This is a genomic window from Umezawaea tangerina, assembly GCF_003002815.1.
GTDB classification, from domain to species: Bacteria; Actinomycetota; Actinomycetes; order Mycobacteriales; family Pseudonocardiaceae; genus Umezawaea; species Umezawaea tangerina.
This window is the reverse complement of the sequence record NZ_PVTF01000018.1, coordinates 143,127-166,491: the sequence shown is the minus strand read 5'-3', so window position 1 is coordinate 166,491 and position 23,365 is coordinate 143,127. Positions and strand designations below refer to the sequence as shown.

The window sequence follows — 23,365 nt, the reverse complement described above, 5'->3', positions numbered from 1 at the left end:
CAGGAAGTCCGGCCGCACACCCCACGACTCCACCAACCGGTACAACGCCACCTCCACCGCGAACAACGCGGGCTGGGTGAACTCCGTCCGGTTCAGCAGGTCCTGGTCGGCGAAAGCCTCGCGCAGCCGCGGGTCGAACCGGTCGCACACGGCGTCGAACGCCTCGGCGTACACCGGGAAAGCGCTGTACAGCTGCTGCCCCATGGCGACCCGCTGGCTGCCCTGGCCGGTGAACAGCACGGCGGTGCGGCCCTCCACGGCCTCGCCCGCGACCGGTGCGGTGCCGTCGGCGAGCGCCCCCAACGCGGCCAGCAGGCCGTCGCGGTCGTCGGCCACGAGCACAGCCCGGTGGTCGAGGTGCGCCCGCGTCGTCGCGGTGGAGAACCCGAGGTCCGCCAAGTCGTTGCCGGGCAACGACTCCAGCAGCGCGGCGGCCTGCGCCCGCACCGCCTGCTCGGTCTTCCCGGACAGCAGCACCGGCACGACCGGCAGCTCGCGGGGGGCGGCCGCGGGCTCGTCGCCCTCGACGTCGAGGGGGTCCTCCGGTGCCTGTTCGAGGATCGCGTGGGCGTTCGTGCCGCTGTAGCCGAAGGACGACACGCCGGCCCGGCGGACGTGCCCGGTCTCCGGCCACGCCCTGGTCTCGGTCACCAGCTCCGCGGTGCCGGAGCTCCAGTCGATCTGCGGCGACGGCGCGTCCACGTGCAGCGTCTTGGGCACCACGCCGTGGCGCAGCGCCATCACGGTCTTGATGACGGCGGCGACACCGGCGGCGGCCTGCGTGTGGCCGATGTTGGACTTCACCGAACCGAGCAGCAGAGGGGTCTCGCGCTCAGGTCCGTACGCCGCGATCAGCGCCTGCGCCTCGATCGGGTCGCCGAGCTTCGTGCCGGTGCCGTGCGCCTCGATCACGTCGACGTCCACCGCGGACAGCCGCGCGTCGGCCAGGGCTTGCTTGATCACCCGCTGCTGCGACGGGCCGTTCGGCGCGGTCAGGCCGTTCGAGGCGCCGTCCTGGTTCACCGCGATGCCGCGCACGACGGCCAGCACCTCGTGGCCGTTGCGCCGGGCGTCGGACAGCCGTTCCACCAGCACCAGACCGACGCCGTCGCCCCAGCTCGTGCCGTCCGCGCCCGCCGCGAACGACTTGCAGCGGGAGTCCCACGAGAGGCCGCGCGCGCGGCTGAAGTCGATGAACGCGCCCGGTGTCACCATGATCGTCGCGCCGCCGGCCAGCGCCAGGTCGCACTCGCCGTTGCGCAGCGCCTGCACCGCGAGGTGCAACGTGACCAGCGAGCCCGAGCACGCGGTGTCCACGGTGACGGCGGGGCCTTCGAGGCCGAACGTGTAGGAGATGCGCCCGGAGATCATGCTCGCCGCGGTGCCGGTGCCGACGTGGCCCTCCAGCCCGTCGGGCAGCTCGCCCTGCAGCTTGGTGATGTAGTCCTGGCCGTTGGTGGAGGTGAACACCCCGGTCCGGCTGCCGCGCAACGCGTGCGGGTCGATGCCCGCGCGCTCGAACGTGTGCCACGTGGTCTCCAGCAGCAGGCGCTGCTGCGGGTCCATCGTGATCGCCTCGCGCGGCGAGATGCCGAAGAAGCCGGGGTCGAACTCGGCGACGCCGTCGACGAAGGCGCCCTCCATGACGTACGACGTGCCCTGGTGGTCGGGATCGGGGTGGTAGAGCGCCTCCAGGTCCCAGCCGCGGTCGGTGGGGAAGGGCGCGACGGCGTCCCCGCCGTCCACGACGAAGTCCCAGAGCTCCTCGGGGGAGGTGATGCCGCCCGCGAAGCGGCAGCCCATCGCCACGATCGCGATGGGCTCCTGGCCCGTCCCCTCGACCTCCTGCAAACGGTGGCGGGTGCTGTGCAGGTCCGCGGTCACCCGCCTGAGGTAATCGCGAAGCTTCTGCTCGTTGGACATTCAGCGCCACCCTTTTCACAGAAACCCGCACGTCGTCTTCCGCCACAGATCACTGGATCGAAAGCTAATGACGGGTTTGTGCCCCGGACACCCCTGGCGGCCCCTAAACGGCCCCTAGCAGGGCCCCTGTCCGGGCGGAAGGCGTGGTCAGCGGGGTTCCCGCGACCCCGCCGGGGTGGGCGGCGGGGTCGCGGGGTGCGGTCACCCGTGCACGGTGATGGCTCCCGCGGGGCACAGCGCGGCGGCTTCGCGGGCCGCGGCGTGGTGCTCGGGACCGGGCTCGCTGACGAGGACGAGGACCGTGCCGTCCTCCTCGCTCTGGTCGAACAGCTCCGGGTCGGTCAGGGCGCACATGCCGGACCCGCAGCACTTGTTCACGTCGGCCTCGATCCTCATGACCACTCCACCGGCAGCGAGTGGACACCGTAGATGGCCATGTCGGTGCGCAGCGGCACCTCGTCGGCGGGCACCGCCAGGCGCAGGTCCGGGAACTCGGCGAACAGCGCCGAGTAGGCGATCCGCATCTCGATGCGGGCGAGCTGCTGGCCGAGGCACTGGTGCACGCCGTGGCCGAAGCTCATGTGCCCGTTCGCCGAGCGGTGGACGTCCAGCCGGTCGGGGTGGTCGAACCGCTGCGGGTCGCGGTTGGCGGCGGCCAGCGAGAGCGACAGCGTGTCGCCCTCCTTGATCACCTCGCCGGCGATCTCCACGTCCTCCAGCGCCGTGCGGGTCGTGCCGAACTGGATGATCGACAGGTACCGCAGCAGCTCCTCGACGGTGTTGTCGACCAGCGACGGGTCCGCCTTCAGCGCGGCGAGCTGGTCGGGGTTGCCGAGCAGGGCCAGCGTGCCGAGGCCGAGCATGTTGGCGGTCGTCTCGTGCCCGGCCACCAGCAGCAGGACGCCCATGCCGGTGATCTCCTCGTCGTCGAGGTGCTCACCGCTCGCGATCAGGCCGCTGAGCATGTCGTCGCCGGGGTTGGCGCGCTTGCGCCGCACGAGGTCGCGGATGAAGTCCTTGATCCGCTCGAACGCCGCGATGGCCTCGTCCGCGGAGGTCTCCAGCCGCAGCGCCGTGGCGGTGTCCTCCTGGAACCCGTGCCGCTCGTCGTAGGGGACGCCCAGCAGCTCGCAGATCACCAGCGAGGGGATGGGGAGCGCGAACGCCTGGACGAGGTCGCCCGACGTGCCGTTCGCGCGCATCGCCTTCAGGTGCTCCTGGACGATCTCCTCGATGCGGGCCGACAGCAGGTTCATCCTGCGCACGGTGAACTGGCCGGTCAGCAGCTTGCGGTACCTCGTGTGGTCCGGCGCGTCCATCCCGATGAACATGCCGGGCGTCGCGGCGGGCCTGCGGACCGGCTTGCCGTCGGCGCGGGTGATGACGGAGTGGTGCAGCTCGCTGCGCGAGCTGAAGCGGCGGTCCGCCATGATCTCGCGGACCAGCTCGTGGTTCGTGACGAGCCAGCCCACGTGCCCGTCGGGGAACTGGAGCCGGTTCAGCGGCCGCTCCTCGCGGAGCACCCCCAGTTCGGCGGGCGGGTCGAACGCGTTGTCGCGCGTCGTCGGCAGGGCAGCGGTGATCGTTCCGGTCAACTTGCACACCTCCCAGTGCGTAGGGACCTGCTTCAGAAGCTACAGAAGCTTCACTACTCTGTGAAGAACATTGTTTTCAAATGAGTTCCAGCTCCGGCCAGTCGCCCAGGTCGGCCCGCAGCCGCCGGTCGTGGGTGGCCACGACGACGGCCGCGGCGGTCACCAGCAGGGCCTCGGTCAGCTCGTCGACCAGCGCGATCGACAGGTGGTTGGTCGGCTCGTCGAGCAGCAGCACGTGCGGCGCGCGCAGGAGCAGCAGTGCGAGCGACAGCCTCCTGCGCTGCCCGGTCGACAGCCTGCCCACGGGCCGGGTCAGGTCCACGTCGGCCAGCAGGCCCAGTCCGCGCAACGGCTCCGCGTCGCCGCCCGCCAGCCGCACCGGGCTCAGCGACGGGTCCGGGAAGTCCGACTCCTGGGCCAGCAGCCCGATCCGGGTCCGCCCGCCGCGGTGGACCGCGCCGGACGCCGGGACCACCCGCCCGGCCAGCACGCCCAGCAGCGTCGACTTGCCCGTCCCGTTCGCGCCGGACACGACCAGCCGCCCGCCCGCGGCCACCGCGAGGTCCGGGTGCGGCCGCAGCCGACCGGGCACGGTGACCCCGGAGGCGCCGAGCAGCACCTCGTCCGGACCCGCCTCCAGGTCGGGGCTCGCGAACCGCAGCGGGGCGGGCGGCTCCGGCACCCGGCGGTCGGTCAGCTCCTCCAGGCGGCGGGCGACGGTGCGCATCCGGCTCGGCGCCCGCGTCGCGCGCTTGTGCCTTCCGGCCCCCTTGGGCGGCCGCCAGGACGTCACCAGCCGCGCCTCGGCGGCGGACACCTGCTCCCGCAGCTCCGCGTCCCTGGACGCCTCCAAGGCGTACCGCTGCTCCCACCGGGCCCGCTCCGCGGCCTTGGCCGACCGGTAGGCGGAGTAGCCGCCGCCGTGCAGCACCACCTCGCCCTCGGCGTTCGGGTCCAGGTCGAGCAGGGCCGTGCACACCTCGTCCAGCAGCGCCCGGTCGTGGCTGACCAGCACGACCACGCCCTGGTGCTCGCGCAGCCGCGCGGTCAGGTACGCCATGCCGGAGGCGTCCAGGTGGTTGGTCGGCTCGTCGAGCAGCAGGATGTCCGCGCGCTCGGCCAGCACGCAGGCCAGCCGCACCCGGTAGCGCTGCCCCACGGACAGCTCGGCCAGCCGCAGCGCCCGGTCGGCGGGCGCGTCCAGGGCCGCGAGCGCCAGGTCGGCCCGGCGCTCGGCGTCCCACGCCTCCAGCCGCTCGGCCTCGGCGAGCGCCACCGCGTACCGGTCGTCGGCACCCGGCTCGGCGTCGGCGAGCGCGGCCGCGGCGCCGTCCACCTCGGCGACCGCGGCACGGGCCGGCGCGAGGGCGTGGTCGAGCAGCGTGCCGACGGTGTCGTCGGCGGTGAACGGGAGCTCCTGCGCGGCCGTGGCGACCGAGCCGTGCCGGGTCACGGTGCCCGCGTCCGGTTCGAGGTCGCCCGCGAGCAGGCGCAGCAGGGTGGACTTGCCGCGGCCGTTCTCGCCGATCACGCCGAGCCGCTGCCCGGTCGACGCGGTCAGGTGGACGCCGGACAGGACGGGGCGGGCTTCGAAGCCCTTGCCCAGGTCCTCGGTCCTCAGGTGGGCATGGCGGGGTTGCACGAGTCGTGCGCGCACTGGGGTCACCTCTTCGGAACGGGAGCGCGCGACCACGACGGGGGCGCTCCGCGAGCTCTGGCGCTCAAGCCGGACGGCGAGCGCTCTCGGGCACGTCGAGGACGCGGCGAGCGACCGCCCGCCGCGTCGCGGCCGAGATCAGAGGTAGAACACGAAGAACGGCGGGACCATGGCCGCGACGATAGGGAAGCCGTCGGGGGCCCGCCACCGGATTACCGGGCGGGGGACCGCCGGGCGAGCACGCCGGTGAGCGCGGCCAGCGCCGCGCGGTGCAGCTCGGCGAGGCTCTCGGGCGTGCCGGGCGCGGGCGCGTGGGCCGCCCCGCCGCCCGCCAGCCGGTAGAACAGCAGGCCGTCGACGAACGACACCAGGTCGTGGCCGTCCCGTTCCGGGTCGGTCGAGCCGAGCGCCGCCACGAGCTCGCGCGCCTGGGCCCGCGGCCGGTCGCCGTAGGCGAGGATCGTGCGCAGCTCGGGGTGGTGGGTGGCCTCCAGCAGGCAGGCGAACCTGGCCAGGCTGCGGTCGCGCCCGGCGCCGAGCCAGTGGTCCAGCAGCGCGGCCACGCCCGCGGCGACCCGGTCGAGGTCGGGCGGGCCGTCGGAGGTCTGAGAGGTCAGCCGGGTCGCGTCGATGTCGGCCGTCTCGACGTCCGCGAGCCGCCGGACGAGCCCTTCGACGAGCGCCTTGCGGGTCCGGAAGTACGCCGACGTCGAGCCCTGCGGCACCCCGGCGCGCGCGTCGACCGCGCGGTGGGTCAGCCCGCGCATCCCGTGGGTCGCGACGACGTGGATGGCCGCGTCGGCGAGCAGGTCGGTGCGGTCGCTCAACGCCTTGCCCCTTCCTTCTACAGCTGTAGTATCGCTGTCTCTACACCTGTAGAAACGAGGGGGTCAGCATGCGGGGCACGGCGGTGGTGGTCGGCGGGGGACTGGGCGGGCTGACGGCGGCGGTCGCGCTGCACCGGGTCGGCTGGCGGGTGACCGTGCTCGAACGGGCGCCGGAGTTCGGCGAGGTGGGGGCGGGCATCGGCGTGATGCCCAACGCCCTGCGCGCGCTGGACGCCCTGGGCCTGGGCGAGGCCGTGCGCCACGACGGCACGCCCCGGCTCCCCGGCGGTGTCCGCGACCATCGAGGACGCGCTCTAGGGCACCTGGACGCCGCGGAGCTGGAACGCGCGGGCAGGCTCGTCGCGATCCACCGGGCCGACCTGCACCGGGTGCTGCGCTCGGCGCTGCCCGCGGAGTGCCTGGTCACCTCGGCCGACGTCGTCGAGGTCGTCCCGAGGGTGCGCTACCTCGCCGACGGCGACCCCGTCGAGCTGGAGGCGGACCTGGTGGTCGCGGCCGACGGCATCGGCAGCCGGGTCCGGTCGCGGCTGTGGCCGGAGGTGCCCGCGCCGGTCTACTCCGGCACCACGGCCTGGCGGGCGGTCACCGACCACACCGGTGACCTGGAGATCGGCCAGTACCTCGGGCCCGGCACCGAGTTCGGCGTCCTGCCGCTGGCCGCGGGCCGGGTCTACTGGTACGCCGCGACCCTGTCCGCGCCCGGCCTGCGCGCGCCGGACGAGCTGGCCGAGGTCGTGCGGCTGTGCGGCGACTGGGCCGACCCGATCCCCGCCCTGCTGGCGGGCACACCGGGCGGGTCGGTGCTGCGCCACGACGTCCACGAGCTGGCCGCGCCGCCGTCCACCTACGTGCACGGGCGCGTCGCGCTGCTCGGCGACTCCGCGCACGCCATGACCCCGTTCCTCGGCCAGGGCGCGTGCCAGGCGATCGAGGACGGCGTCGTCCTCGCCGCCGCGTGCGCGGACGCCGACACCGTGGCGGCCGCGCTGACCCGCTACGACCGGGAACGCGGGCCGCGCACCCGGTCGGTGGCCAGGGCGTCGCGGCTCATGGGCCGGGTCGGGCACGGGCTGCGCCACCCGGCCGCCGTCGCCGTGCGGAACGCGCTGATGAGGTCGGTGCCGACGGGGGTCGCGCTGTCCGGGATGACCAGGTTCAGCGCCTGGACCCCACCGGCACTCGCGGCGCCGCCTTCGCCGGACCGACCAGTCTGACCGCCAGCAGGGCCAGCAGCGCGCCGACCGTGGCGCCCACCAGGAACCCCGCGGCGACGTCGTGCGGGTAGTGCACACCCACGAAGACCCGCGAGAACGCCATAAGCATCGCCAATGGGAACACCAGCAGGGCGACCCGACCCCAGACGGTCGCCAGCACCGCCGCGCAGGCCGCCGCGATGGTCGCGTGGTTGCTGGGGAACGACCAGTCGCCGACGGCCGGGCACTCGGCGATGAACACCGCCCCGGCGACCGCGCGGCACGGGCGCTCCTCCTGGATGAAGGTCTTCGCGACCTCGCTCACCAGGTAGGCGCCGATCACCGCCAGGGGTGCCACCAGCGCGAGCCGGTACTCGGGCGTTCCCCTGTTGCGCCAGGCATTCCACGCGAACAGGGCGACGAACACCAGCAGGCCCGCGTCGGTGCCGATGTCCGCGATCGTGTGCACCCAGTCGGGGGTCTCGTGGGCGATGCCGGTGATGAACAGGTAGAGGGCTGCGCTCAACTCGATCATGATCCGGCGAGTATTCCGCTTGGTGAACGGAAGGTGAACACGGGGGCATCGTTCCGGAAGCCCTCCGTGTCACCGGACCGGGTTGTCTTTTGGTGTGATCTTCGTCATGGGTAACCGGCAGGCTTCTGGCGGGTAACGATTGCAGCACCACCCGTAATCGCAGCTCTGATCACCCGATTGACGGATCAAGCACTTTGCGTGCCCACCGGCCGTACCTGGCTCGCGCTTGCCGGTGACCGTCACGGCGGTGCACCGTCCACCGATGTGCAATTACGGTGACCCGCCATGGCCCCCGTCCCAACGTGTCCGGATGACGTGATGCCCCTCCCCCCGTCGCTTGTCGAGAACGCGGTGGCCGTGCCGGCCACCGAGGTCGACATCGCCGAGGCGGAGGAGTTCATCCGGCTCCACCACGAGGAAAACCATGACCTAGGCCCGGTGGAGGACCGTCTCGCCGAAGTGCACGCGGAGATCGCGGCGACCGGCACCTACCGGCACACCACAACCGAGTTGACCTTCGGCGCCAGGGTTGCCTGGCGCAACAGCGCGCGATGCATCGGCAGGCTGTACTGGCGCAGCCTGAAGGTGCGGGACCTGCGAGATCTCCACGACCCCAAGGAGGTGGCGGACGAGTGCGTCGAGCACCTGCGGATCGCCACCAACGCGGGCAAGATCCGACCCGTGATGACCGTGTTCGCCCCCGACGAACCCGGCCACCCCGGTCCTCGCGTCCGCAACGAGCAGCTCATCCGGTACGCGGCCTACCGCGGCCCGGACGGTGGTGTCCTGGGTGACCGCCGCAACCTCGAGCTCACCGACCTCGCGATCACCCGCGGCTGGCAGCCCCCGCGCACCCGCGGCCCCTTCGACGTCCTCCCCGTGCTGGTCGAGACCTCGGACGGCGAGTCCGGCATGGTCGACCTCCCCCCGGACGCCGTCCTCGAGGTCCCGCTGAGCCATCCGGAACTGCCATGGCTTGCCAAGCTCGGCCTCCGCTGGCACGCCGTGCCCGTCATCAGCAACATGCGGATGCGCATCGGCGGCATCGACTACCCGGCCGCCCCCTTCAACGGCTGGTACATGGGCACCGAGATCGGCGCCCGCAACCTCGCCGACAACGACCGCTACGACCTGCTCCCCTACCTCGGCAAGAGGATGGGCCTGGACACCTCCTGCGAGCAGACCCTCTGGCGCGACCGCGCACTCGTCGAGCTCAACCGCGCCGTCCTGCACTCCTTCGCCGAGGCCGGCGTCACCATCACCGACCACCACACCGAATCCCAGCGCTTCCTGACCCACGTCCAGAAGGAAGAAGCCGCAGGCCGCAAGTGCCCCACCGACTGGACCTGGATCGTCCCCCCCATGTCCGGCTCCCTGACCCCGGTCTTCCACCGCTACTACGACAAGGAGGAACAGGTGCCCAACTTCTTCCCCAACGGCACCACCGGAGTCTGCCCAGTCATCCACTGACGAAGCCGAGCACAGGGCGAGAGCTCACCCGCCGGCAGACCGATGGCGAAGCCGAGCACAACACAACGTTGGGCGAAGCCCGCCAGCGCGCATCCGGCGCGGAGCGCCTGGGGCCTCGTCGGCGCCAGCCGATGCCTCGTCCGCCGCGAAGCGCGGATGCCTGGTCCGACGGCGCAGCCGAGGATGCAGTGTCGGACGGAGTCCGATGCCTGGTCCGACGCGCAGCGAGGATGCCTGAGTCAGGCGAAGCCTGATGCTGGCGAAGCCAGACTTCCCCTCTGCCCCCGATCCACAGCGCCCTCCTGCCTGATCTTGCTTGTCAAGACAGCTTCACCGTCTTGACAAGCAAGATCAGGCATTGAGACAATCGCGCGCCGGGGGCTGGGCTTCGCCAGAGGGCGGGAGGGCCAAAACCGAACCTCACCAGCGGGCGGTCTCCCACTCGCACTTCGCACGGGTAGCCACAGCCAAGCGCCATCAGCCAGCAACCTGCACCCCCGGCCCAACCCCCGTTAACACTCAGCCGTACGGCCGTACGGCGATCACCGTTAAAACCGCTCTGTGGTCCAGATCACTCACCAAGCCTAGGGTGCTGAGGTGTGAGAGTCGGGATTCCCGCGGAGTCGCGGCCCGCCGAGCGCCGCGTGGCCTGCGTCCCGGATACGGTGCGCACGCTGGTCGGCGCGGGTCTTGTCGTGGACGTCCAATCGGGCGCTGGGACGCACGCGTACGCCGCTGACGCGGCGTACCGGGCGGCTGGTGCCCAGGTCGTCGCGCAGGACACGGTCGGCGAGGTCGAAGCTGTCCTGTCCGTCCAACCTCTGGAGATCGCCCAGGCGCGCAGGTTGCGTCCCGGCGACATCACGATCAGCTTCTTGTCCCCGCCCAACGAGCTGGAGCTCGTGCGGGTGCTGGCCGAGCGCGGGGTCACCTCGTTCAGCCTCGACCTGCTCCCGCGGGTCACCCGTGCGCAGGGCGCGGACGCCTTGTCCTCGCAGGCCCTGGTGGCGGGTTACCGCGCGGTTCTGGTGGCGGCCGAACGGCTGCCGCGGTTCCTGCCCATGTTCACCACCGCCGCCGGTACCGTGCCGCCCGCGAAGGTCCTCGTGCTCGGCGCCGGTGTGGCGGGGTTGCAGGCCATCGCGACCGCGCGCAGGCTCGGTGCCGTCGTGGAGGCCTACGACGTGCGGGCGGCCGCCGCGGAGGAGGTGCGCAGCCTGGGGGCCCGGTTCGTCGAGCTGCCGTTGGAGACGCAGCAGGGGGTGTACGCGGCCGAGCAGTCCGAGACGTTCCTGGAGCGGCAGCGGGAGCTGATCGCCGAGCGGGTCGCCGCGTCCGACGTGGTGATCACGACCGCGGCGATCCCCGGTCGGGCGGCACCGGTGCTGGTGACCACCGACATGCTCAAGGCGATGGCGCCCGGTTCGGTCGTGGTGGACCTGGCCGCGGAGTCCGGCGGCAACTGCGCGGGCTCGGTGGCGGGCCAGGAGGTCTGGGTCGGCGACGTGCTCGTGCACGGCGCCCGGAACATGCCCAGCGGCATGCCGATCCACGCCAGCAAGCTCTACGCCCGCAACGTGGCGAACCTGCTGATGATGATGACCGAGGACGGTGTCGTCGAGCCGGACCTCACCGACGAGGTGCTCGCCGGGTGCTGCCTGACGCACGCGGGCGAGGTGCGGCACGAGCCGACCAGGGGGCTGCTGTGATCGACCTGCTCACGATCTTCGTGCTGGCCGCGTTCGTGGGGTTCGAGGTGGTCTCGAAGGTGTCCACGATCCTGCACACGCCGCTGATGTCGGGAGCCAACGCCATCCACGGGGTGATCCTGGTCGGCGCCATCCTGATCACCGGCGCCGCCGAGGGCGCGGTGCAGCTGGTGCTGGGGCTGCTCGCGGTGTTCCTGGCCACGGTCAACGTGGTCGGCGGGTTCGTGGTGACCGACCGGATGCTGGAGATGTTCAAGGGGCACAAGCGATGAGCGCGCAGCTGGCCTACCTCGTCGCCGCCCTGTGCTTCCTGTTGGCGCTCAAGGGGTTGAGCACGCCGCGGTTCGCCCGCGCGGGCAACCTGCTCGGCGCCGCGGGCATGGTCCTGGCCGTGGTCACGGCTTTCGTCCAGGGCGCCGTCCACAACGGACTGTGGATCCTGGTCGCCATCGCGCTCGGCGCGGTCGTCGCGGTGCCCGCCGCGCGGTCGGTGAAGATGACCGCCATCCCGCAGATGGTGGCCCTGTTCAACGGGGTCGGCGGCGCGGCCGCCGCGCTCGTCGCGCTCGCGGAGTTCCACGACGGCGGCCCGCTGCTGTTCCGGATCGCGACCGTGCTCACCGTGCTGATCGGCTCGGGCAGCTTCTCGGGCAGCCTGGTCACCTTCGCCAAGCTCCAGGAGATCATGACCACCCGCCCGGTGGTGCTGCCCGCCGGTCGGGTGCTGAGCATCGGCGTCGTGGCGGTCAGCCTCGTGCTGGCCGTGGCCGTGCTCGCCACGTCGTCCACCGCGCTGCTCGTCGCGCTCACGGTCGCCGGGCTGCTGCTCGGGATCGCGTTCGTGCTGCCGGTCGGCGGCGCGGACGTGCCGATCGCGATCTCGCTGCTCAACGCGTTCACCGGTCTCGCCGTCGCCGCCTCCGGGTACGTGCTGGCGAACACCCTGCTGATCGTCGCGGGCACGCTCGTCGGCGCGTCCGGCACGCTGCTGACCCGGATGATGGCGCAGGCCATGGGCAGGCCGCTGACCAACATCCTGTTCGGCGCGTTCACCGCGACCGCCGTGCAGGTGCGCGGCGAGGAGCAGCGCACGGTCCGCTCCGGCACCGTCGAGGACGTCGCCATCCTGCTGGGCTACGCGCACTCCATCGTCGTCGTGCCCGGTTACGGCCTGGCCGTCGCGCAGGCCCAGCACGCCGCCCGCGAGCTCGTCACGCTCCTCGAGGGCCGCGGCATCACCGTCGACTACGGCATCCACCCGGTCGCGGGCCGCATGCCGGGCCACATGAACGTCCTGCTGGCCGAGGCCGACGTGCCCTACGAGCAGCTCAAGGAGCTCGACGACGTCAACCCCGGCATGACGAGCATGGACGTCGCGCTGGTCGTCGGGGCGAACGACGTGGTGAACCCCGGCGCGCGCGACGAGCCGACCAGCCCCATCTACGGCATGCCGATCTTCGACGTGGACCGGGCCCGTGCGGTGGTGTTCATGAAGCGGTCGATGCGGCCGGGGTTCGCGGGGATCGACAACGAGCTGCTGTACAACGCGAAGACGACGTTGCTGTTCGGGGACGCGAAGGACTCGCTGACGAAGCTGCTGGCGGCGGTGAAGCAGTTGTAGTCAGGCGCCGACCTGGTCGGCCAGCCGTCGGAGGTAGGCCGCGAACCGGTCGCGGTCCTCCTCCGGCCAGGTGGCGGTCAGCTCGGCGAACGTGCTCCGCTGCCAGCCGCGCGCGGACCGCAGGAGGGCGCGGCCCCCTGGGGTGAGGCGGAGCGCGCTGCGACGGGCGTCGGAGGCCGCGCGGGCGCGGTCGACGTACCCGCCCGCCTCCGCCGCCGCGACCATGCGGCTGGCCCCGGATTGGTCGAGGCCCAGCAGCCGGGCGACGTCGCCGACGGAGCCGTCGGTGCCGGACGCGGCGACCGCCTCGACGGTCAGCACCAGCTGCGCGTGCGACGCGTCCCCCTCGGACCCCTTCGCCCACCGGCGCGACCAGAACCGGACGAGGCGGAAGAGGGCGGGCCCACCGTCGTTCGAAGGCATGGAGGAACCCTAGCGGACGTATGCGGATCGCATCTATATTGCATGCGGATCGCATGCTTTGGAGGTGTCCCGTGACTCTTGTCCTCAACCACACCATCGTCCGCGCCACGGACAAGGACGTGTCGGCGGCGTTCTTCGCCGGGCTGGTCGGCCGCGAGGTCGGTGAGCCCGCCGGGCCGTTCACGCCGGTGCGGGTCAACGACGACCTGACGCTGGACTTCGACGAGCGGCCGCCGTTCTCGGCCGGGCACTTCGGGTTCCTGGTGGACGACACGACCTTCGACCACCTGCTGGCGAGGCTGGAGTCCGATGTGGACGTCCGGTTCGGGTCGGGGCCCGGCGGCGGCTGGGACCGCCGGATCAACCGGCTGGCGGGTGGACGAGGGGTCTACGTCGCCGACCCGGACGGGCACAGCTACGAGTTCTTCACGACCGTGCCCGCCTAGGGTCTGTCCTGGAACAGGGCGGCGAGGGGGCCGGTGGTGCGGGAGGCGGTGTAGAAGTCGCCCTGGGCGGCGTCGGTGCCGATGCCCGCCCACCAGTCGGCCTCGGCGTCGGTGGTGACACCGGCGGCGGTCACGCTCACGCCCGCCTGGCGGACGACCGCCACGAGGGAGGCCATGGCGTTGTGGGCCAAGGGGTTGCGGGCGGTGCGGTCGGCCAGCGCCCGGACGGTGGCGGGGGCGATGGTGAGGGAGTGGATCGGCAGTTCGGTGAGCAGGGCCAGCTCGTCCTGGCCGCCGTGGAAGTCGTTCAGCCCGGTGGGGATGCCGGAGTCGGTCAGCACCTGCACGTTGTCGTCGCTGCCGCCGATGAGCACGGCCCTGGTGTGCAAGGAGATCCGCAGGTCCCCGACGGGTAAGCCGGTCTCGTCGAGGGTGCGCTTCACGGCGCCGACCAGGTCCTCGTCGCGCGACTGCATGGGACTCAGGGCCACGTGCAGCGGGAGCGGGGTGACGCCGGTGGCCTCGCGCCAGAGCACCACGCGCTCGGCGGCGTACCGCAGCATCCACTGGCCGACCGGGAGCGACAGGCCGGTCTCGTCGGCCATCGCGAGGCACTGCCGGTGGCCGAGCGAACCCCAGCGCAGCCTGGCGGACACGCCGACGACGGTCCGGTCGGCGAGCCCGACGACGGGGTGGAAGTCGACCTCCAGCTCGCCGTTCTCGAACGCGCCGGGCAGGGCCGCGGTGACCCGCGCGGCCGCGCGCTGCCGGGCGTCCTCGTGCGGGTCGTAGGGCAGCCACTGCCGCTTGCCCTTGGCCTTCGCCAGGGTCAGCGTCATGTTCGCCGCGCGCAGCAGCTGCCCCACCGTCCACTCCGGGGACGGCCGGTCGAGCACGCCGATCGTGGCGGTCACGGCGATGCCCCGGTCGTCGACGAACGTCGGCTCGGCGAGCTCGTCGTTGATCTTGTCGATCATCGTGGGGACACCGGGGGTGGTGGGGGAGTTGTCCACGACGACGGCGAACTCGTCGCCGCCGATCCGCGCGACGAACGCGTCCTGGTCGGCCACGACCGCCCGCAGCCGCGACGCGGTCTGCTTGAGCAGCCGGTCGCCGGTGTCGTGGCCCAGCCCGTTGTTGATCAGCGAGAACGAGTCGAGGTCCAGGTGGTAGAGCGTGATGCCGTGCTCGGAACGGCTGTGCACGGTCTCCAGCTGGGTGACGAAGTGCTGCCGGTTCGACAGCCCGGTGAGCGGGTCGCGCAGCAGCAGCGAATCCAGGTTCTTCTGCATCAGGTGCAGCTCGCTGACGTCCTCGACCATCGTCACGTGGAACGCCGGCTCGCCGTCGGCGTCGCGCAGCACCGACACCGCCAGGTACACCCACGCGGGCTCGCCGTCGATCCGCACGAGCCTGCGCTGCTCGCGGAACCGGTCGACCACGCCCTCGCGCACCGAGCGGTAGGACGCGGTGAGCACCTCGGCGTCGTCCGGGTGGAAGTGCCGGGGCAGCGACCGCCCGATCAGGCTCCTCTCACTGCCCAGGATCGCGTTCATCGCCTCGTTGGCCTCGACGACCGTGCCGTCCGGCTCGGTGATCGCGATGCCCATCACCGACGAGTCGAACACCTCCCGGAACCGCGCCTCGCTGACCCTGAGCACCCGTTCGACGCCCTGCTTCGCCTGCAGCAGCGCGCTCTTGATCTCCTCCTGCTGGCGGAACGCGTCGAGCCGCATGGCCGTGGCGAACCGGGCGCCGAGCGCGCCGAGGACGGCGACGACCTTCTCCGCCAGCCGGTCGACGCCGCGCAGCTCCGGGGTGAACAGCAGCGCGCGGCCGAGCACCTCTACGGTGCGCTGCAACGTCTCCATGCCGGTGAAGTGCGCCGCCACCATCCGGTCGCCGACCACCGCGACGGGCTTGGCCGTGAACGGCTCGGCCCGCAGCGCGTCGGCGATCACGTCCACCAGGTCGAGCAGGAACAGCTCGATCTCGGCCGACGACATCGGGATGTAGGTCGTGGAGTAGACGGCCTTCATCCACTCGCGGGCGAGCTCCCGTCGACGTCCGTGCGGCTGGTCCGGCGGCGTCACGCTCCGTCCCCCCGAGCCGGTGGTCTTCGCGGATCGGGGGCGGTCACCGCTTGCGGCCCACGCCTCCGAGTATCCCGGCCTTCGCGGGGTCGTCGTCGGAGAGCCCTTCCGGCCGCCACAGCGGCAGCGGCACGACCCCCGGCTCGACCACGTCGAACCCGGCGAACAGGCCCGTGATCTCCGCCAGGGTGCGCGGGAACATGGGGTTCATGCTCTTCTTCATCACCTCGACGATCCCGGCCATCTCCACGGGCTGCAGGTCCGCGGTGAACTGCGAGAGCGCCAGGTGGCTGCCGGGCACGACGGCGTCGCGGTAGGCGGCCACCACCGCCTCCGGGTGCCGCTCCGGCGGGACGAAGTGGAAGACGCCGACGGCCAGCACGCCCAGCGGCTCGGCGCGGTCGACCAGACCGGTGCCCAGCGCGGCCTCCAGCACCACCTCGGGCTCGGTCAGGTCCTGCTGCACGATCGTGGCGAGCGGGTCGTCCGCCAGCATCATCCGGCTGTGCGCCACCGCGATGTCCTCGAAGTCGACGTACACGACCCGCGACTCCGGGGCGGCGCGCCTGGCGACCTCGTGGACGTTGCCGACGGTCGGGATGCCGGACCCGAGGTCCAGGAACTGGCGGATGCCGTTGTCGATCATGAACAGCACGGCGCGGCGCAGGAACGCGCGGTTGAGGCGGGCGATCGCGCGGGCGTTCGGCTGGGCCTTGAGGAACTGCTCGCCCAGCGCCCGGTCGCCCGCGAAGTTGTGGCCGCCGCCGAGCAGGTAGTCGTAGAGCCGGGCCGCGCTCGGGAGGCCGGTGTCGACGTCGTCGGGCACCCAGTTCGCCAGTTCCACCGCACAACCTCCCGTCCGCGTCGTCGGGGTACTGGCGTAGAAGCTACCGACCGGTGGCGCCCTCACCGGTTCGGAGTACCGGTGTTGACAGGGCGGACACGACGGCGACCACGGCCAGCACGGCGAACGTCGTGCGCAGCGCGTGGGCACCCCCAGTGTGCAGGACGAACGTGCTGACCGCGATCCCGAGCGCCGTCCCGAGGCCTCGCGTGGTGTTGACCAGGCCGCCACCCAGACCGGCCTGTCCGGCGGGCAGCGCCGCCATGACCGCGGCGTTGTTGGCGGGGGTGAAGACGCCGAGGCCGAACCCCAGCAGCGCCAGCGCGGGCACCAGCGCGCCGGGTGCGACGACGGGCACCAGCGTGGCCGCCGCCGCCAGCCAGGCGCCCACCCGTGCCGTCGTCCACGAGCCGGGGAGCACCCGCTGGCCCAGGGTCGCCGCGAGGGCGAACCCGGCGGGCAGGGCGGTGAGCGTCAGCCCGGTGGCCAACGGCGACCCGGTGCTCGCGAACGGAACCGCTACCAGTGGTCCGAACAGCACGAGGTAGCCGCACAGCGCGCCGAGCAGGCCGCGGCTGATCGGCGCCCGGCGCAGCAGCGCGAGGTCCAGCAGCGGCGTGCCCGCCCGGCGCTCCCACCACCACAGCGCCGCCGTGGCCGCGACCGCGACGGCCACCAGCGGGAGCACCGGCACGGCGAGACCTGACACGCCGGACAGCACGAGCAGCGCGGCGGTGGTGGCCGTGCCGAGCAGCAGCGTGCCCGCGAGGTCGAACCGGCCGGGCTCGGCGCGGTCGACCGTGCGCGGCAGCAGGTAGTGCCCGGCGACCACGGCCACCACGCCGATCGGGATGTTGATCGCGAACACCGAGCGCCAGCCCAGCGCGCCGACGAGCACACCGCCCACCGTGGGTCCCAGCGCCAGTCCGAGGGCCTGCGCCGCCGCCTGCACGCCGAGCGCCCCGCGCATCCGGTCGCGCGGCACGCAGGCCACGACCAGCGCCACGCTGTTGGCCTGGAGCATCGCCGCGCCGACGCCCTGCACGACCCGGAACACGACCAGCGACGTCAGGTCCGGCGCGAGCGCGCAGGCCGCCGACGCGGCGGTGAACACGGCGAACCCGTAGACGTAGACCAGCTTGCGGCCGATCACGTCCGCCAGCCGCCCGACGGCGGCCAGCAGCGCGACCAGCGCCAGCAGGTAGGACAGCGAGACCCACTCGACGGCCGCGGGCGGGGCTCCGAAGTGATCGGCCAGCGCGGGGAACGCCAGCGTGACGATGCTCGCGTCGAACTGGCCCATGAAGGCGCCGAAGCACACCGTCGCGATCACCAGCCGGGACGCGCCCGCCCAGGTCGCGATCCGCCGCGGACGTGGTGACTCCGCGACGAACCACCGCCAGCCCCGCGTCGCATGATCCATCGGACCCCGATCATATCGGAGTCCGAGGTATGTCGGATCAGTAATCTGCCCCCATGTCAGAAGAGGCCCGGACGCTCACCGACGTGGTGACCCGGCTGCGCAGGGCGTTGCGGACGAGCATCCGGTCGGACTGGCCGTGGGAGTCGCTCCCGATGGCCCAGATCGAGCTGCTCCAGACACTCGCCGAACGGCCGCCCATGCGGGTCGGCGACCTGGCCGCCGAGCTGCGGCTGGCCCCGAACACGGTCAGCGGACTGGTCGGCCAGCTGATCGACTCGGGCCTGGTCTCCCGCGCCGGCGACCCCGCCGACCGCCGGGTCGCGCGGCTGTCGGTGACCGCGCAGGGGCACGACCAGCTGGCCGTGTGGCAGAGCGCGCACGAGAAGCGGATCGGCGCCGCGCTGGACAAGCTGGACGTCCAGGAGCGCGCCGACGTGGTCCGCGCGCTGACCGCCCTGGACCACCTGGTGGACCACCTGCGCTGACCCCCCTAGATTTTCTCTGGGGTGTTTGAACGGCGTCTAGGGGATGTCGGGAGGGCTCCGCGAGTCGACAGTGGACGCAAGACACGTCCTCTGCCGTCGGGGAGAACCGCAATGAGCGAACTGCTGGACACCACTCGCACCCTCTCCTACTGGCCCGAGGTGGGGGAGATCTCCGCCCTGTTCGGCGACTGGAACGCGGCGCTGGCCACCGGCGACCCGTACCGGGTCGCCGACCGGTACACCCCGGACGCCGTGCTGCTGCCGACGATGTCCGCCGACGTGCGCACGGACCGCGCGGGCATCGTCGACTACTTCGCGGGCTTCATGCTGGCCAGACCACTCGCCGTGGTGAAGAGGTCGTTCGTCCGGGTGCTGCGCTCGACCGAGGCCATCGACTCCGGCCTCTGCCGCTTCACCATGAAGAAGGGCGGGCACACCGTCGCGATGGACGCCCGCTTCACCTTCGTCTACGAGAAGATCGACGGGAAGTGGATGATCGTGACCCACCACTCCTCGGCCGTGCCGTCCGAGGGGGTCTGACCCCTCGGGAGGGATCGTGGCGCTCCGGGTGCTCGGCGCCGTCGCGTGCGGCGGGGCGCTCGGGGCGCTGGCCCGCTACGGGCTCGGCGTCGCCTTCCCGTACGGGCCGTGGACCGTCCTCGTGGTCAACGCCACCGGGTGCCTGCTCATCGGCGTGCTGATGGGGCTGACCGAGGACGTGCTGCTCCGCACGTTCCTCGGCACCGGGGTGCTGGGCGGCTACACGACGTTCTCCACCTACGTCGTCGACTTCCAGCGGTTCGCCTCCCAGGGACGACCCGCTATCGCCGTCGCCTACCTCGGCGGCACCCTGGCCCTGGCCCTGCTCGCCGTCTACTCGGGCACCGCCCTGGCCGGGCGGGTGCGCCGATGACCGTCCTCGCCGTCGTCCTGGGCGCCGCCGTCGGCGCCCCCCTGCGCTACCTCGTCGGCCGCGCCCTCAACGGCCGCTTCCCCCACGGCACCCTGCTCGCCAACACCGCGGGCTCCGGCCTCCTCGGCTTCCTCGTCGCCCTGCCCGCCGACCCCACCACCCTCGCCCTGCTGGGCACCGGCTTCTGCGGCGCGCTCACCACCTACTCCACCTTCAGCCTGGAGACCCTCCGCCTGGTCGAGGAACGCGCTCACCGCGCCGCCCTGGTGAACGTCCTCGCCAGCCTCGCCCTCGGCCTGCTCGCCGCCTACGCCGGCATGGCCCTCGCTACGACGATCGGGTAGCCGTCACCGACCCGAGACCTCCCACCCGTTTCCCCGCGCAACCCCGCTCGTTGACCGAACAAGCCCGTCCTCGGGGGGCGTACTCGGGACTGTCGGGGCTGCCACCCTCTGCGGTGGCCCCGACAACCCCCGGCACGCGGTTCAATCAATTGCTCCAATTGGCGCAACCAGAATTACTACAGTTCTTTTGTAACGTCCTGGGCGGGGTAAGAGATTACATTGTCAGATACCTGGATGCGCTCGCAGATGCACGTGCGTCACGTTCCGTCGAAAGGCCCAACCTCATGACCCAGACGACGGCATAGCAGTTCAAGACCCACGGGTCTGACCGTGAAGTCGCAGCTCCCTGCCCCGGAGCATGCCTCTTCAGGTCACCGACGACAAGCACCGCGTGCGCTGACAACGTTATTTATTCCGATCGGACGAAGAGATTCCAGCAATACCGGAACCCCTGAGTTCCTCGGTCCGCACAAGAACAATAACCACCCAACGAGCTGCCCCCGCTCGTCACGGGCTGTTGAGGCCACCACCCTCTGCGTGGCCTCAACAGCCCTTTTTCACACCCCGCTACCAATTGACCCCGGAGCGCTCCAAGCAGCCCCACCAGACCTCACGCGCGAGCCACCCACCGAGCCAACTCGCCCACCAGCACCAGCACCCACCCGAGCCAACCTGCCCACCACCACGAGACCGAGCGCACACCCCACCCACGACCCCGGCGAGCCCACCCGTCCGCCCGTGCGGCCGACTTGACTTGGGGTTTTTGGGCTTAGACTTGCGGCGGCGGGCAGGCTCTACCACCTGCCCTTTTTCGCCCGACGAAGCCCAAAAAAGGGGCCCCAAGTCAAGTCGGCCGCACCCGGAGACCACCGCAGCGACACCCGGTGTCGAGCTCGCAGCGACACCCGGTGTCGAGCTCGACGGATCCCGACACCCCGCTTCGGCCCCGTCACCCCAACACCGACGCCCCCTTCAACCGGCTCAACACCCCCGGCAACCCACCCTCGTGCACGACCCCCAACCGCTGAGTAGCCCGCGTCAGAGCCACGTACAGGTCACTGGCCCCCCGGGGCGACTCCGCCAGGATCCCCGCCGGGTCCACCACCACGACGGCGTCGAACTCCAGCCCCTTCGCGTCGACCACCCCCAGCACCACCGCCCGCGCGTCCAGCGCCGCCGACTGGCTGCCGACAGCCGCTCCTGGGATCGCCGCGGTGATCGCCTCTCCCAGGTCCGCCACCCTGGCCGCGGGGACGATCACGGCGAGCTTCCCCTCGCCGATCTCCCCCGCCTCCCGCGCCACCAGCCCCGGCAGGTCGGCCACCAGGTCGCGGACCTGCGCGTGCCAGGGTTCCACGCCGCTGTCGCGCACCGACGTCGGCGGCACCAGCTCGGGGTCCACGCTCGCCAGCACGTCGGCCGCCACGGCCATGATCTCCGACGGCGTCCGGTAGTTCACGGTCAGCTCGGTGAGCTTCCACCGGTCCATCACGTACGGCGAGAGCACCTGCCCCCACGACGTCGCGCCCGCGATGTCCCCGGTCTGCGCGATGTCCCCGACGACGGTCATCGACTTGCTCGGGCAGCGCCGCATCAGCGTCCGCCACGCCATCGCCGACAGCTCCTGCGCCTCGTCCACGATGATGTGCCCGAACGTCCACGTCCGGTCGGCCGCGGCGCGTTCGGCGGCGGTCTCGTAGTTCTCGCCGCCGTGCCGCTCGGCGAGCCGGTAGGCGTCCATCAGGTCGTGCGCCATCAGGATCTCGGGGTCGGCGTCGTCCTCGAGGTCGAGGATGTCCAGCACGCCCTGCGCGTAGTCGATGGCCTGCCGCCGCTGGCGTTCGGCGCGCGCCTTGGCGTCCGCGTCGTCCTCGCCGAGCAGCTCCGCGGCCTCGTCCAGCAGCGGCACGTCGGCGGGCGTCCACTCGGCGTCCGGTTCGCGCAGCAGCAGCGCCCGGTCCTCCTTGCTCATCCGCGGGGCGGCGGTGGCGAGCCGCTTGGCCGAGGAGAACAGCTCGGACAGCAGCTGCTGCGGGGTGAGCGTCGGCCAGAGCCGGGCGAGCGCGTTCTGCACGTTCTCGTCCTCGCGCAGCTCGCGGCGGATCTCGTCGATGTCGTCGGCGTCGAGCAGGTGCCTGCCCAGCTTGTTGACCGCCTGGTTCGCCATCGTGGAGATCATCTCCCGGACGAACGTCCGCCTGGCCTCGTTGTGCGGCCTGCGGGTGCGCCGCGCCCGGCCGCGCGCCTCGGTGATGGCCCGCCGGTCCAGCCGCAGGGTCTCCTGCTCGAACGGCACCTCGATCATGCCCGGCGCCTCCTGCCGGTCCTTGATCGCGTGCGAGATCACGTCCGCCATCGTGATGCGGCCCTTGATCGCGGCGGCCTCCGGCGACTCGCGGCCGACGGCGTTGAGGCCGGGGTACAGCTCGCCGACGGTCGACAGCAGCACGCCGGTCTCGCCGAGCGACGGCAGCACCTGGCCGATGTAGCGCAGGAACGTCGCGTTCGGCCCGACCACGAGCACGCCGCGCTTCGCGAGCTGCCTGCGGTGGGTGTAGAGGAGGTAGGCCGCGCGGTGCAGCGCGACCGCCGTCTTGCCGGTGCCCGGACCGCCCTGCACGACGACGACGCCGTTCAGCTCGGTGCGGATGATCTTGTCCTGCTCGGCCTGGATGGTCGCGACGATGTCGCTCATCTGCCCGGTGCGGTTCGCGTTCACCGCGGCGAGCAGCGTCGCCTCGCCGGTCAGGCCCTCGTTGCGGCTGGGCTCGGTCGAGTTGATGTCCAGGACCTCGTCGTCGAACGCCACGACGGTGCGCTGCTTGGTGCGCATGTGCCTGCGCCTGCGCACGCCGTCGGGCGACGCCGCGGTCGCCAGGTAGAACGGCCGCGCCGCGGGGGCGCGCCAGTCCATCAGCAGCGGCTCGTACTCCTTGTCCTCGTCGAACAACCCGATGCGACCGATGTAGAAGCGCTCGCCCTCGTGGAAGTCCAGCCTGCCGAAGCACAGGCCGTTCTCGACCGCGCTGTACTGGGCCAACTGGTCGGAGTACATGGCCACGGAGGTGTCCCGCTCCGAGCGCATCTGGTGCGTGCCACCGGTTTGCCGGAGGGATCCGGCCAGTCGCTTCGAGCTCTGCTCGCGGAGGTCGTCCAGCCTGCCGTACAGCATCGACACGTACTCCTGCTCCGCGGAGATTTCCTGGAGCCGGGAGTCATCGGAGGGGCTTGACAACGTGCCTCATTTCTCGATACCGTCTTTTGTCGTCAGGTTTTTTGGCCTGACTACTCTGCGTGCCCCCAGAGTGCGCGCGCAGAACATCTAATCTACACCCCGGAAGCCGCTCTCAGCGCCGCACCTCGTGATGCGCGTAGGCCTTCAGCAACAATTCGGCCAACTGGCGGCGTTCCGCGGCGGTCAGACCCCCGAACAGCCGGTCGTCGATCTCCTCGGCCACGTCCAGCCGCTCGCGCAGCAGCGTCCGCCCCGGTCCGGTGACCTCCACGGCGTACCGCCTGCGGTCCCGCGCGTCGCGGTGCCTGCTCGCCAGGTCCGCCCGCTCCAGGTCGTCGAGCAGCGTGACGAGGTCGCTCGCGTCGATGCGCAGCGCGTCGCTGATCTCCTTCTGCGAGCACGGCCCGCTCTCGGCCAGCAGCGCCAGCACCGACACGTGCGGTGCCCGCAGCCCGTCCGTGCTGACCTCCGCGCCGATCCTCCTGGCCTGCTTGGACAGCTGGAGCACCAGGTAACCGGGGTGTCGCCGCAGCTGTTCGATGCTCATGGCGACCAATCATAAGAAGGCCCCATGATGGGACACCGCATGGATTGCCGAGGCGCGGGCA

22 protein-coding genes are annotated in these 23,365 nt (G+C 71.9%); 10 read left to right on the top strand and 12 right to left on the bottom strand.

Annotated features, from left to right (window positions below; all coding sequences use genetic code 11):
• The 5 genes from CLV43_RS41740 to CLV43_RS41720 all read right to left on the bottom strand — a co-directional run.
• Window positions 1-1,923, bottom strand: a 1,923-nt coding sequence (locus CLV43_RS41740) for a type I polyketide synthase (protein ID WP_146175116.1), incomplete at its 3' end; no start/stop codon positions are given.
• Window positions 1,924-2,124: 201 nt separating this feature from the next.
• Window positions 2,125-2,319 carry a ferredoxin gene (locus CLV43_RS41735; protein ID WP_106195688.1) on the bottom strand — a complete coding sequence of 65 codons (195 nt, stop codon included), beginning with the start codon at window positions 2,317-2,319 and terminating at the stop codon, window positions 2,125-2,127.
• The gene (locus CLV43_RS41730) at window positions 2,316-3,518 is read right to left on the bottom strand and encodes a cytochrome P450 (protein ID WP_106195736.1); all 1,203 of its coding nucleotides are present in this window, start codon (window positions 3,516-3,518) and stop codon (window positions 2,316-2,318) included. The genes CLV43_RS41735 and CLV43_RS41730 overlap by 4 nt, the downstream gene beginning before the upstream one ends.
• 76 nt (window positions 3,519-3,594) lie before the next feature.
• Window positions 3,595-5,175, bottom strand: a complete 1,581-nt coding sequence (locus tag CLV43_RS41725) for an ATP-binding cassette domain-containing protein (RefSeq protein ID WP_245887425.1) — start codon at window positions 5,173-5,175, stop codon at window positions 3,595-3,597.
• A gap of 212 nt (window positions 5,176-5,387) precedes the next feature.
• Window positions 5,388-6,002: a TetR/AcrR family transcriptional regulator gene (locus tag CLV43_RS41720; RefSeq protein ID WP_211304813.1), complete on the bottom strand. Its 615-nt coding sequence runs from the start codon at window positions 6,000-6,002 to the stop codon at window positions 5,388-5,390.
• 68 nt (window positions 6,003-6,070) lie between these two features.
• Here CLV43_RS41720 and CLV43_RS41715 point away from each other — a divergent pair, with 68 nt between their 5' ends.
• Window positions 6,071-7,237 carry an FAD-dependent monooxygenase gene (locus CLV43_RS41715; protein ID WP_106195684.1) on the top strand — a complete coding sequence of 389 codons (1,167 nt, stop codon included), beginning with the start codon at window positions 6,071-6,073 and terminating at the stop codon, window positions 7,235-7,237.
• On the opposite strand, the gene CLV43_RS41710 is transcribed toward CLV43_RS41715, so the two are convergent.
• Window positions 7,179-7,751, bottom strand: a complete 573-nt coding sequence (locus CLV43_RS41710) for a phosphatase PAP2 family protein (RefSeq protein WP_106195682.1) — start codon at window positions 7,749-7,751, stop codon at window positions 7,179-7,181. The genes CLV43_RS41715 and CLV43_RS41710 overlap by 59 nt on opposite strands.
• Before the next feature lie 318 nt (window positions 7,752-8,069).
• On the opposite strand from CLV43_RS41710, the gene CLV43_RS41705 reads away from it, so the two are divergent.
• From CLV43_RS41705 to CLV43_RS41690, 4 genes are all read left to right on the top strand, one after another.
• Window positions 8,070-9,221, top strand: a complete 1,152-nt coding sequence (locus CLV43_RS41705; protein ID WP_245887424.1) for a nitric oxide synthase oxygenase — start codon at window positions 8,070-8,072, stop codon at window positions 9,219-9,221.
• A 599-nt stretch (window positions 9,222-9,820) separates the two neighbouring features.
• A complete protein-coding gene (locus CLV43_RS41700; protein WP_106195678.1) occupies window positions 9,821-10,930 on the top strand; it encodes an NAD(P) transhydrogenase subunit alpha in 1,110 nt (369 codons plus the stop codon).
• Entirely contained in the window at window positions 10,927-11,202 is a 276-nt protein-coding gene (locus CLV43_RS41695; protein WP_245887423.1) for an NAD(P) transhydrogenase subunit alpha part 2, read from the top strand. The genes CLV43_RS41700 and CLV43_RS41695 overlap by 4 nt, the downstream gene beginning before the upstream one ends.
• Window positions 11,199-12,551 (top strand): NAD(P)(+) transhydrogenase (Re/Si-specific) subunit beta, encoded by a 1,353-nt coding sequence (locus CLV43_RS41690; protein WP_106195676.1) that lies wholly within the window; start codon window positions 11,199-11,201, stop codon window positions 12,549-12,551. The genes CLV43_RS41695 and CLV43_RS41690 overlap by 4 nt, the downstream gene beginning before the upstream one ends.
• Here the strand turns inward: CLV43_RS41690 and CLV43_RS41685 are convergent, their stop codons facing one another.
• A complete protein-coding gene (locus tag CLV43_RS41685; protein ID WP_106195674.1) occupies window positions 12,552-12,974 on the bottom strand; it encodes a MarR family winged helix-turn-helix transcriptional regulator in 423 nt (140 codons plus the stop codon).
• A 71-nt stretch (window positions 12,975-13,045) separates the two neighbouring features.
• Between CLV43_RS41685 and CLV43_RS41680 the strand changes: the two genes are divergently transcribed.
• Entirely contained in the window at window positions 13,046-13,420 is a 375-nt protein-coding gene (locus CLV43_RS41680) for a VOC family protein (protein WP_211304812.1), read from the top strand.
• Here the strand turns inward: CLV43_RS41680 and CLV43_RS41675 are convergent.
• Genes CLV43_RS41675 through CLV43_RS41665 form a run of 3 tightly spaced genes read right to left on the bottom strand, consistent with a single transcriptional unit; the run spans window position 13,417 to window position 17,780 of the window.
• Window positions 13,417-15,513 (bottom strand): putative bifunctional diguanylate cyclase/phosphodiesterase, encoded by a 2,097-nt coding sequence (locus CLV43_RS41675; RefSeq protein ID WP_106195670.1) that lies wholly within the window; start codon window positions 15,511-15,513, stop codon window positions 13,417-13,419. The two genes, CLV43_RS41680 and CLV43_RS41675, sit on opposite strands and share 4 nt — an antisense overlap.
• 43 nt (window positions 15,514-15,556) lie before the next feature.
• Window positions 15,557-16,357, bottom strand: coding sequence for an SAM-dependent methyltransferase (locus CLV43_RS41670; RefSeq protein ID WP_106195668.1), 801 nt, complete (start codon window positions 16,355-16,357; stop codon window positions 15,557-15,559).
• A gap of 43 nt (window positions 16,358-16,400) precedes the next feature.
• A complete protein-coding gene (locus CLV43_RS41665) occupies window positions 16,401-17,780 on the bottom strand; it encodes an MFS transporter (protein ID WP_106195666.1) in 1,380 nt (459 codons plus the stop codon).
• A 53-nt stretch (window positions 17,781-17,833) separates the two neighbouring features.
• On the opposite strand from CLV43_RS41665, the gene CLV43_RS41660 reads away from it, so the two are divergent.
• The 4 genes from CLV43_RS41660 to crcB all read left to right on the top strand — a co-directional run bounded on the left by CLV43_RS41660 (window position 17,834) and on the right by crcB (window position 19,522).
• On the top strand, window positions 17,834-18,265 hold the full coding sequence (locus CLV43_RS41660) for a MarR family winged helix-turn-helix transcriptional regulator (protein ID WP_106195664.1): 432 nt from the start codon (window positions 17,834-17,836) through the stop codon (window positions 18,263-18,265).
• A 111-nt stretch (window positions 18,266-18,376) separates the two neighbouring features.
• On the top strand, window positions 18,377-18,805 hold the full coding sequence (locus CLV43_RS41655) for an SgcJ/EcaC family oxidoreductase (protein WP_106195662.1): 429 nt from the start codon (window positions 18,377-18,379) through the stop codon (window positions 18,803-18,805).
• A 16-nt stretch (window positions 18,806-18,821) separates the two neighbouring features.
• Window positions 18,822-19,178, top strand: a complete 357-nt coding sequence (locus tag CLV43_RS41650; RefSeq protein WP_245887422.1) for a fluoride efflux transporter FluC — start codon at window positions 18,822-18,824, stop codon at window positions 19,176-19,178.
• A complete protein-coding gene (gene crcB, locus CLV43_RS41645) occupies window positions 19,175-19,522 on the top strand; it encodes a fluoride efflux transporter CrcB (RefSeq protein ID WP_106195658.1) in 348 nt (115 codons plus the stop codon). The genes CLV43_RS41650 and crcB overlap by 4 nt, the downstream gene beginning before the upstream one ends.
• A gap of 949 nt (window positions 19,523-20,471) precedes the next feature.
• Here crcB and CLV43_RS41640 read toward each other — a convergent pair.
• Window positions 20,472-22,757 (bottom strand): HelD family protein, encoded by a 2,286-nt coding sequence (locus tag CLV43_RS41640; protein ID WP_245887421.1) that lies wholly within the window; start codon window positions 22,755-22,757, stop codon window positions 20,472-20,474.
• Between the two features lie 112 nt (window positions 22,758-22,869).
• A complete protein-coding gene (locus CLV43_RS41635; RefSeq protein ID WP_106195656.1) occupies window positions 22,870-23,304 on the bottom strand; it encodes a MarR family winged helix-turn-helix transcriptional regulator in 435 nt (144 codons plus the stop codon).
• Between the last annotated feature and the right edge of the window lie 61 nt (window positions 23,305-23,365).

Bases quoted from the DNA above. Each gene is read 5' to 3' on its own strand.
- CLV43_RS41715 (WP_106195684.1), top strand. From the start codon at position 6,071: ATGCGGGGCACGGCGGTGGTGGTCGGCGGGGGACTGGGCGGGCTGACG.
- crcB (WP_106195658.1), top strand. From the start codon at position 19,175: ATGACCGTCCTCGCCGTCGTCCTGGGCGCCGCCGTCGGCGCCCCCCTG.
- CLV43_RS41685 (WP_106195674.1), bottom strand. From the start codon at position 12,974: ATGCCTTCGAACGACGGTGGGCCCGCCCTCTTCCGCCTCGTCCGGTTC.
- CLV43_RS41655 (WP_106195662.1), top strand. From the start codon at position 18,377: ATGAGCGAACTGCTGGACACCACTCGCACCCTCTCCTACTGGCCCGAG.
- CLV43_RS41665 (WP_106195666.1), bottom strand. From the start codon at position 17,780: ATGGATCATGCGACGCGGGGCTGGCGGTGGTTCGTCGCGGAGTCACCA.
- CLV43_RS41635 (WP_106195656.1), bottom strand. From the start codon at position 23,304: ATGAGCATCGAACAGCTGCGGCGACACCCCGGTTACCTGGTGCTCCAG.
- CLV43_RS41710 (WP_106195682.1), bottom strand. From the start codon at position 7,751: ATGATCGAGTTGAGCGCAGCCCTCTACCTGTTCATCACCGGCATCGCC.
- CLV43_RS41705 (WP_245887424.1), top strand. From the start codon at position 8,070: ATGCCCCTCCCCCCGTCGCTTGTCGAGAACGCGGTGGCCGTGCCGGCC.
- CLV43_RS41735 (WP_106195688.1), bottom strand. From the start codon at position 2,319: ATGAGGATCGAGGCCGACGTGAACAAGTGCTGCGGGTCCGGCATGTGC.
- CLV43_RS41660 (WP_106195664.1), top strand. From the start codon at position 17,834: ATGTCAGAAGAGGCCCGGACGCTCACCGACGTGGTGACCCGGCTGCGC.
- CLV43_RS41690 (WP_106195676.1), top strand. From the start codon at position 11,199: ATGAGCGCGCAGCTGGCCTACCTCGTCGCCGCCCTGTGCTTCCTGTTG.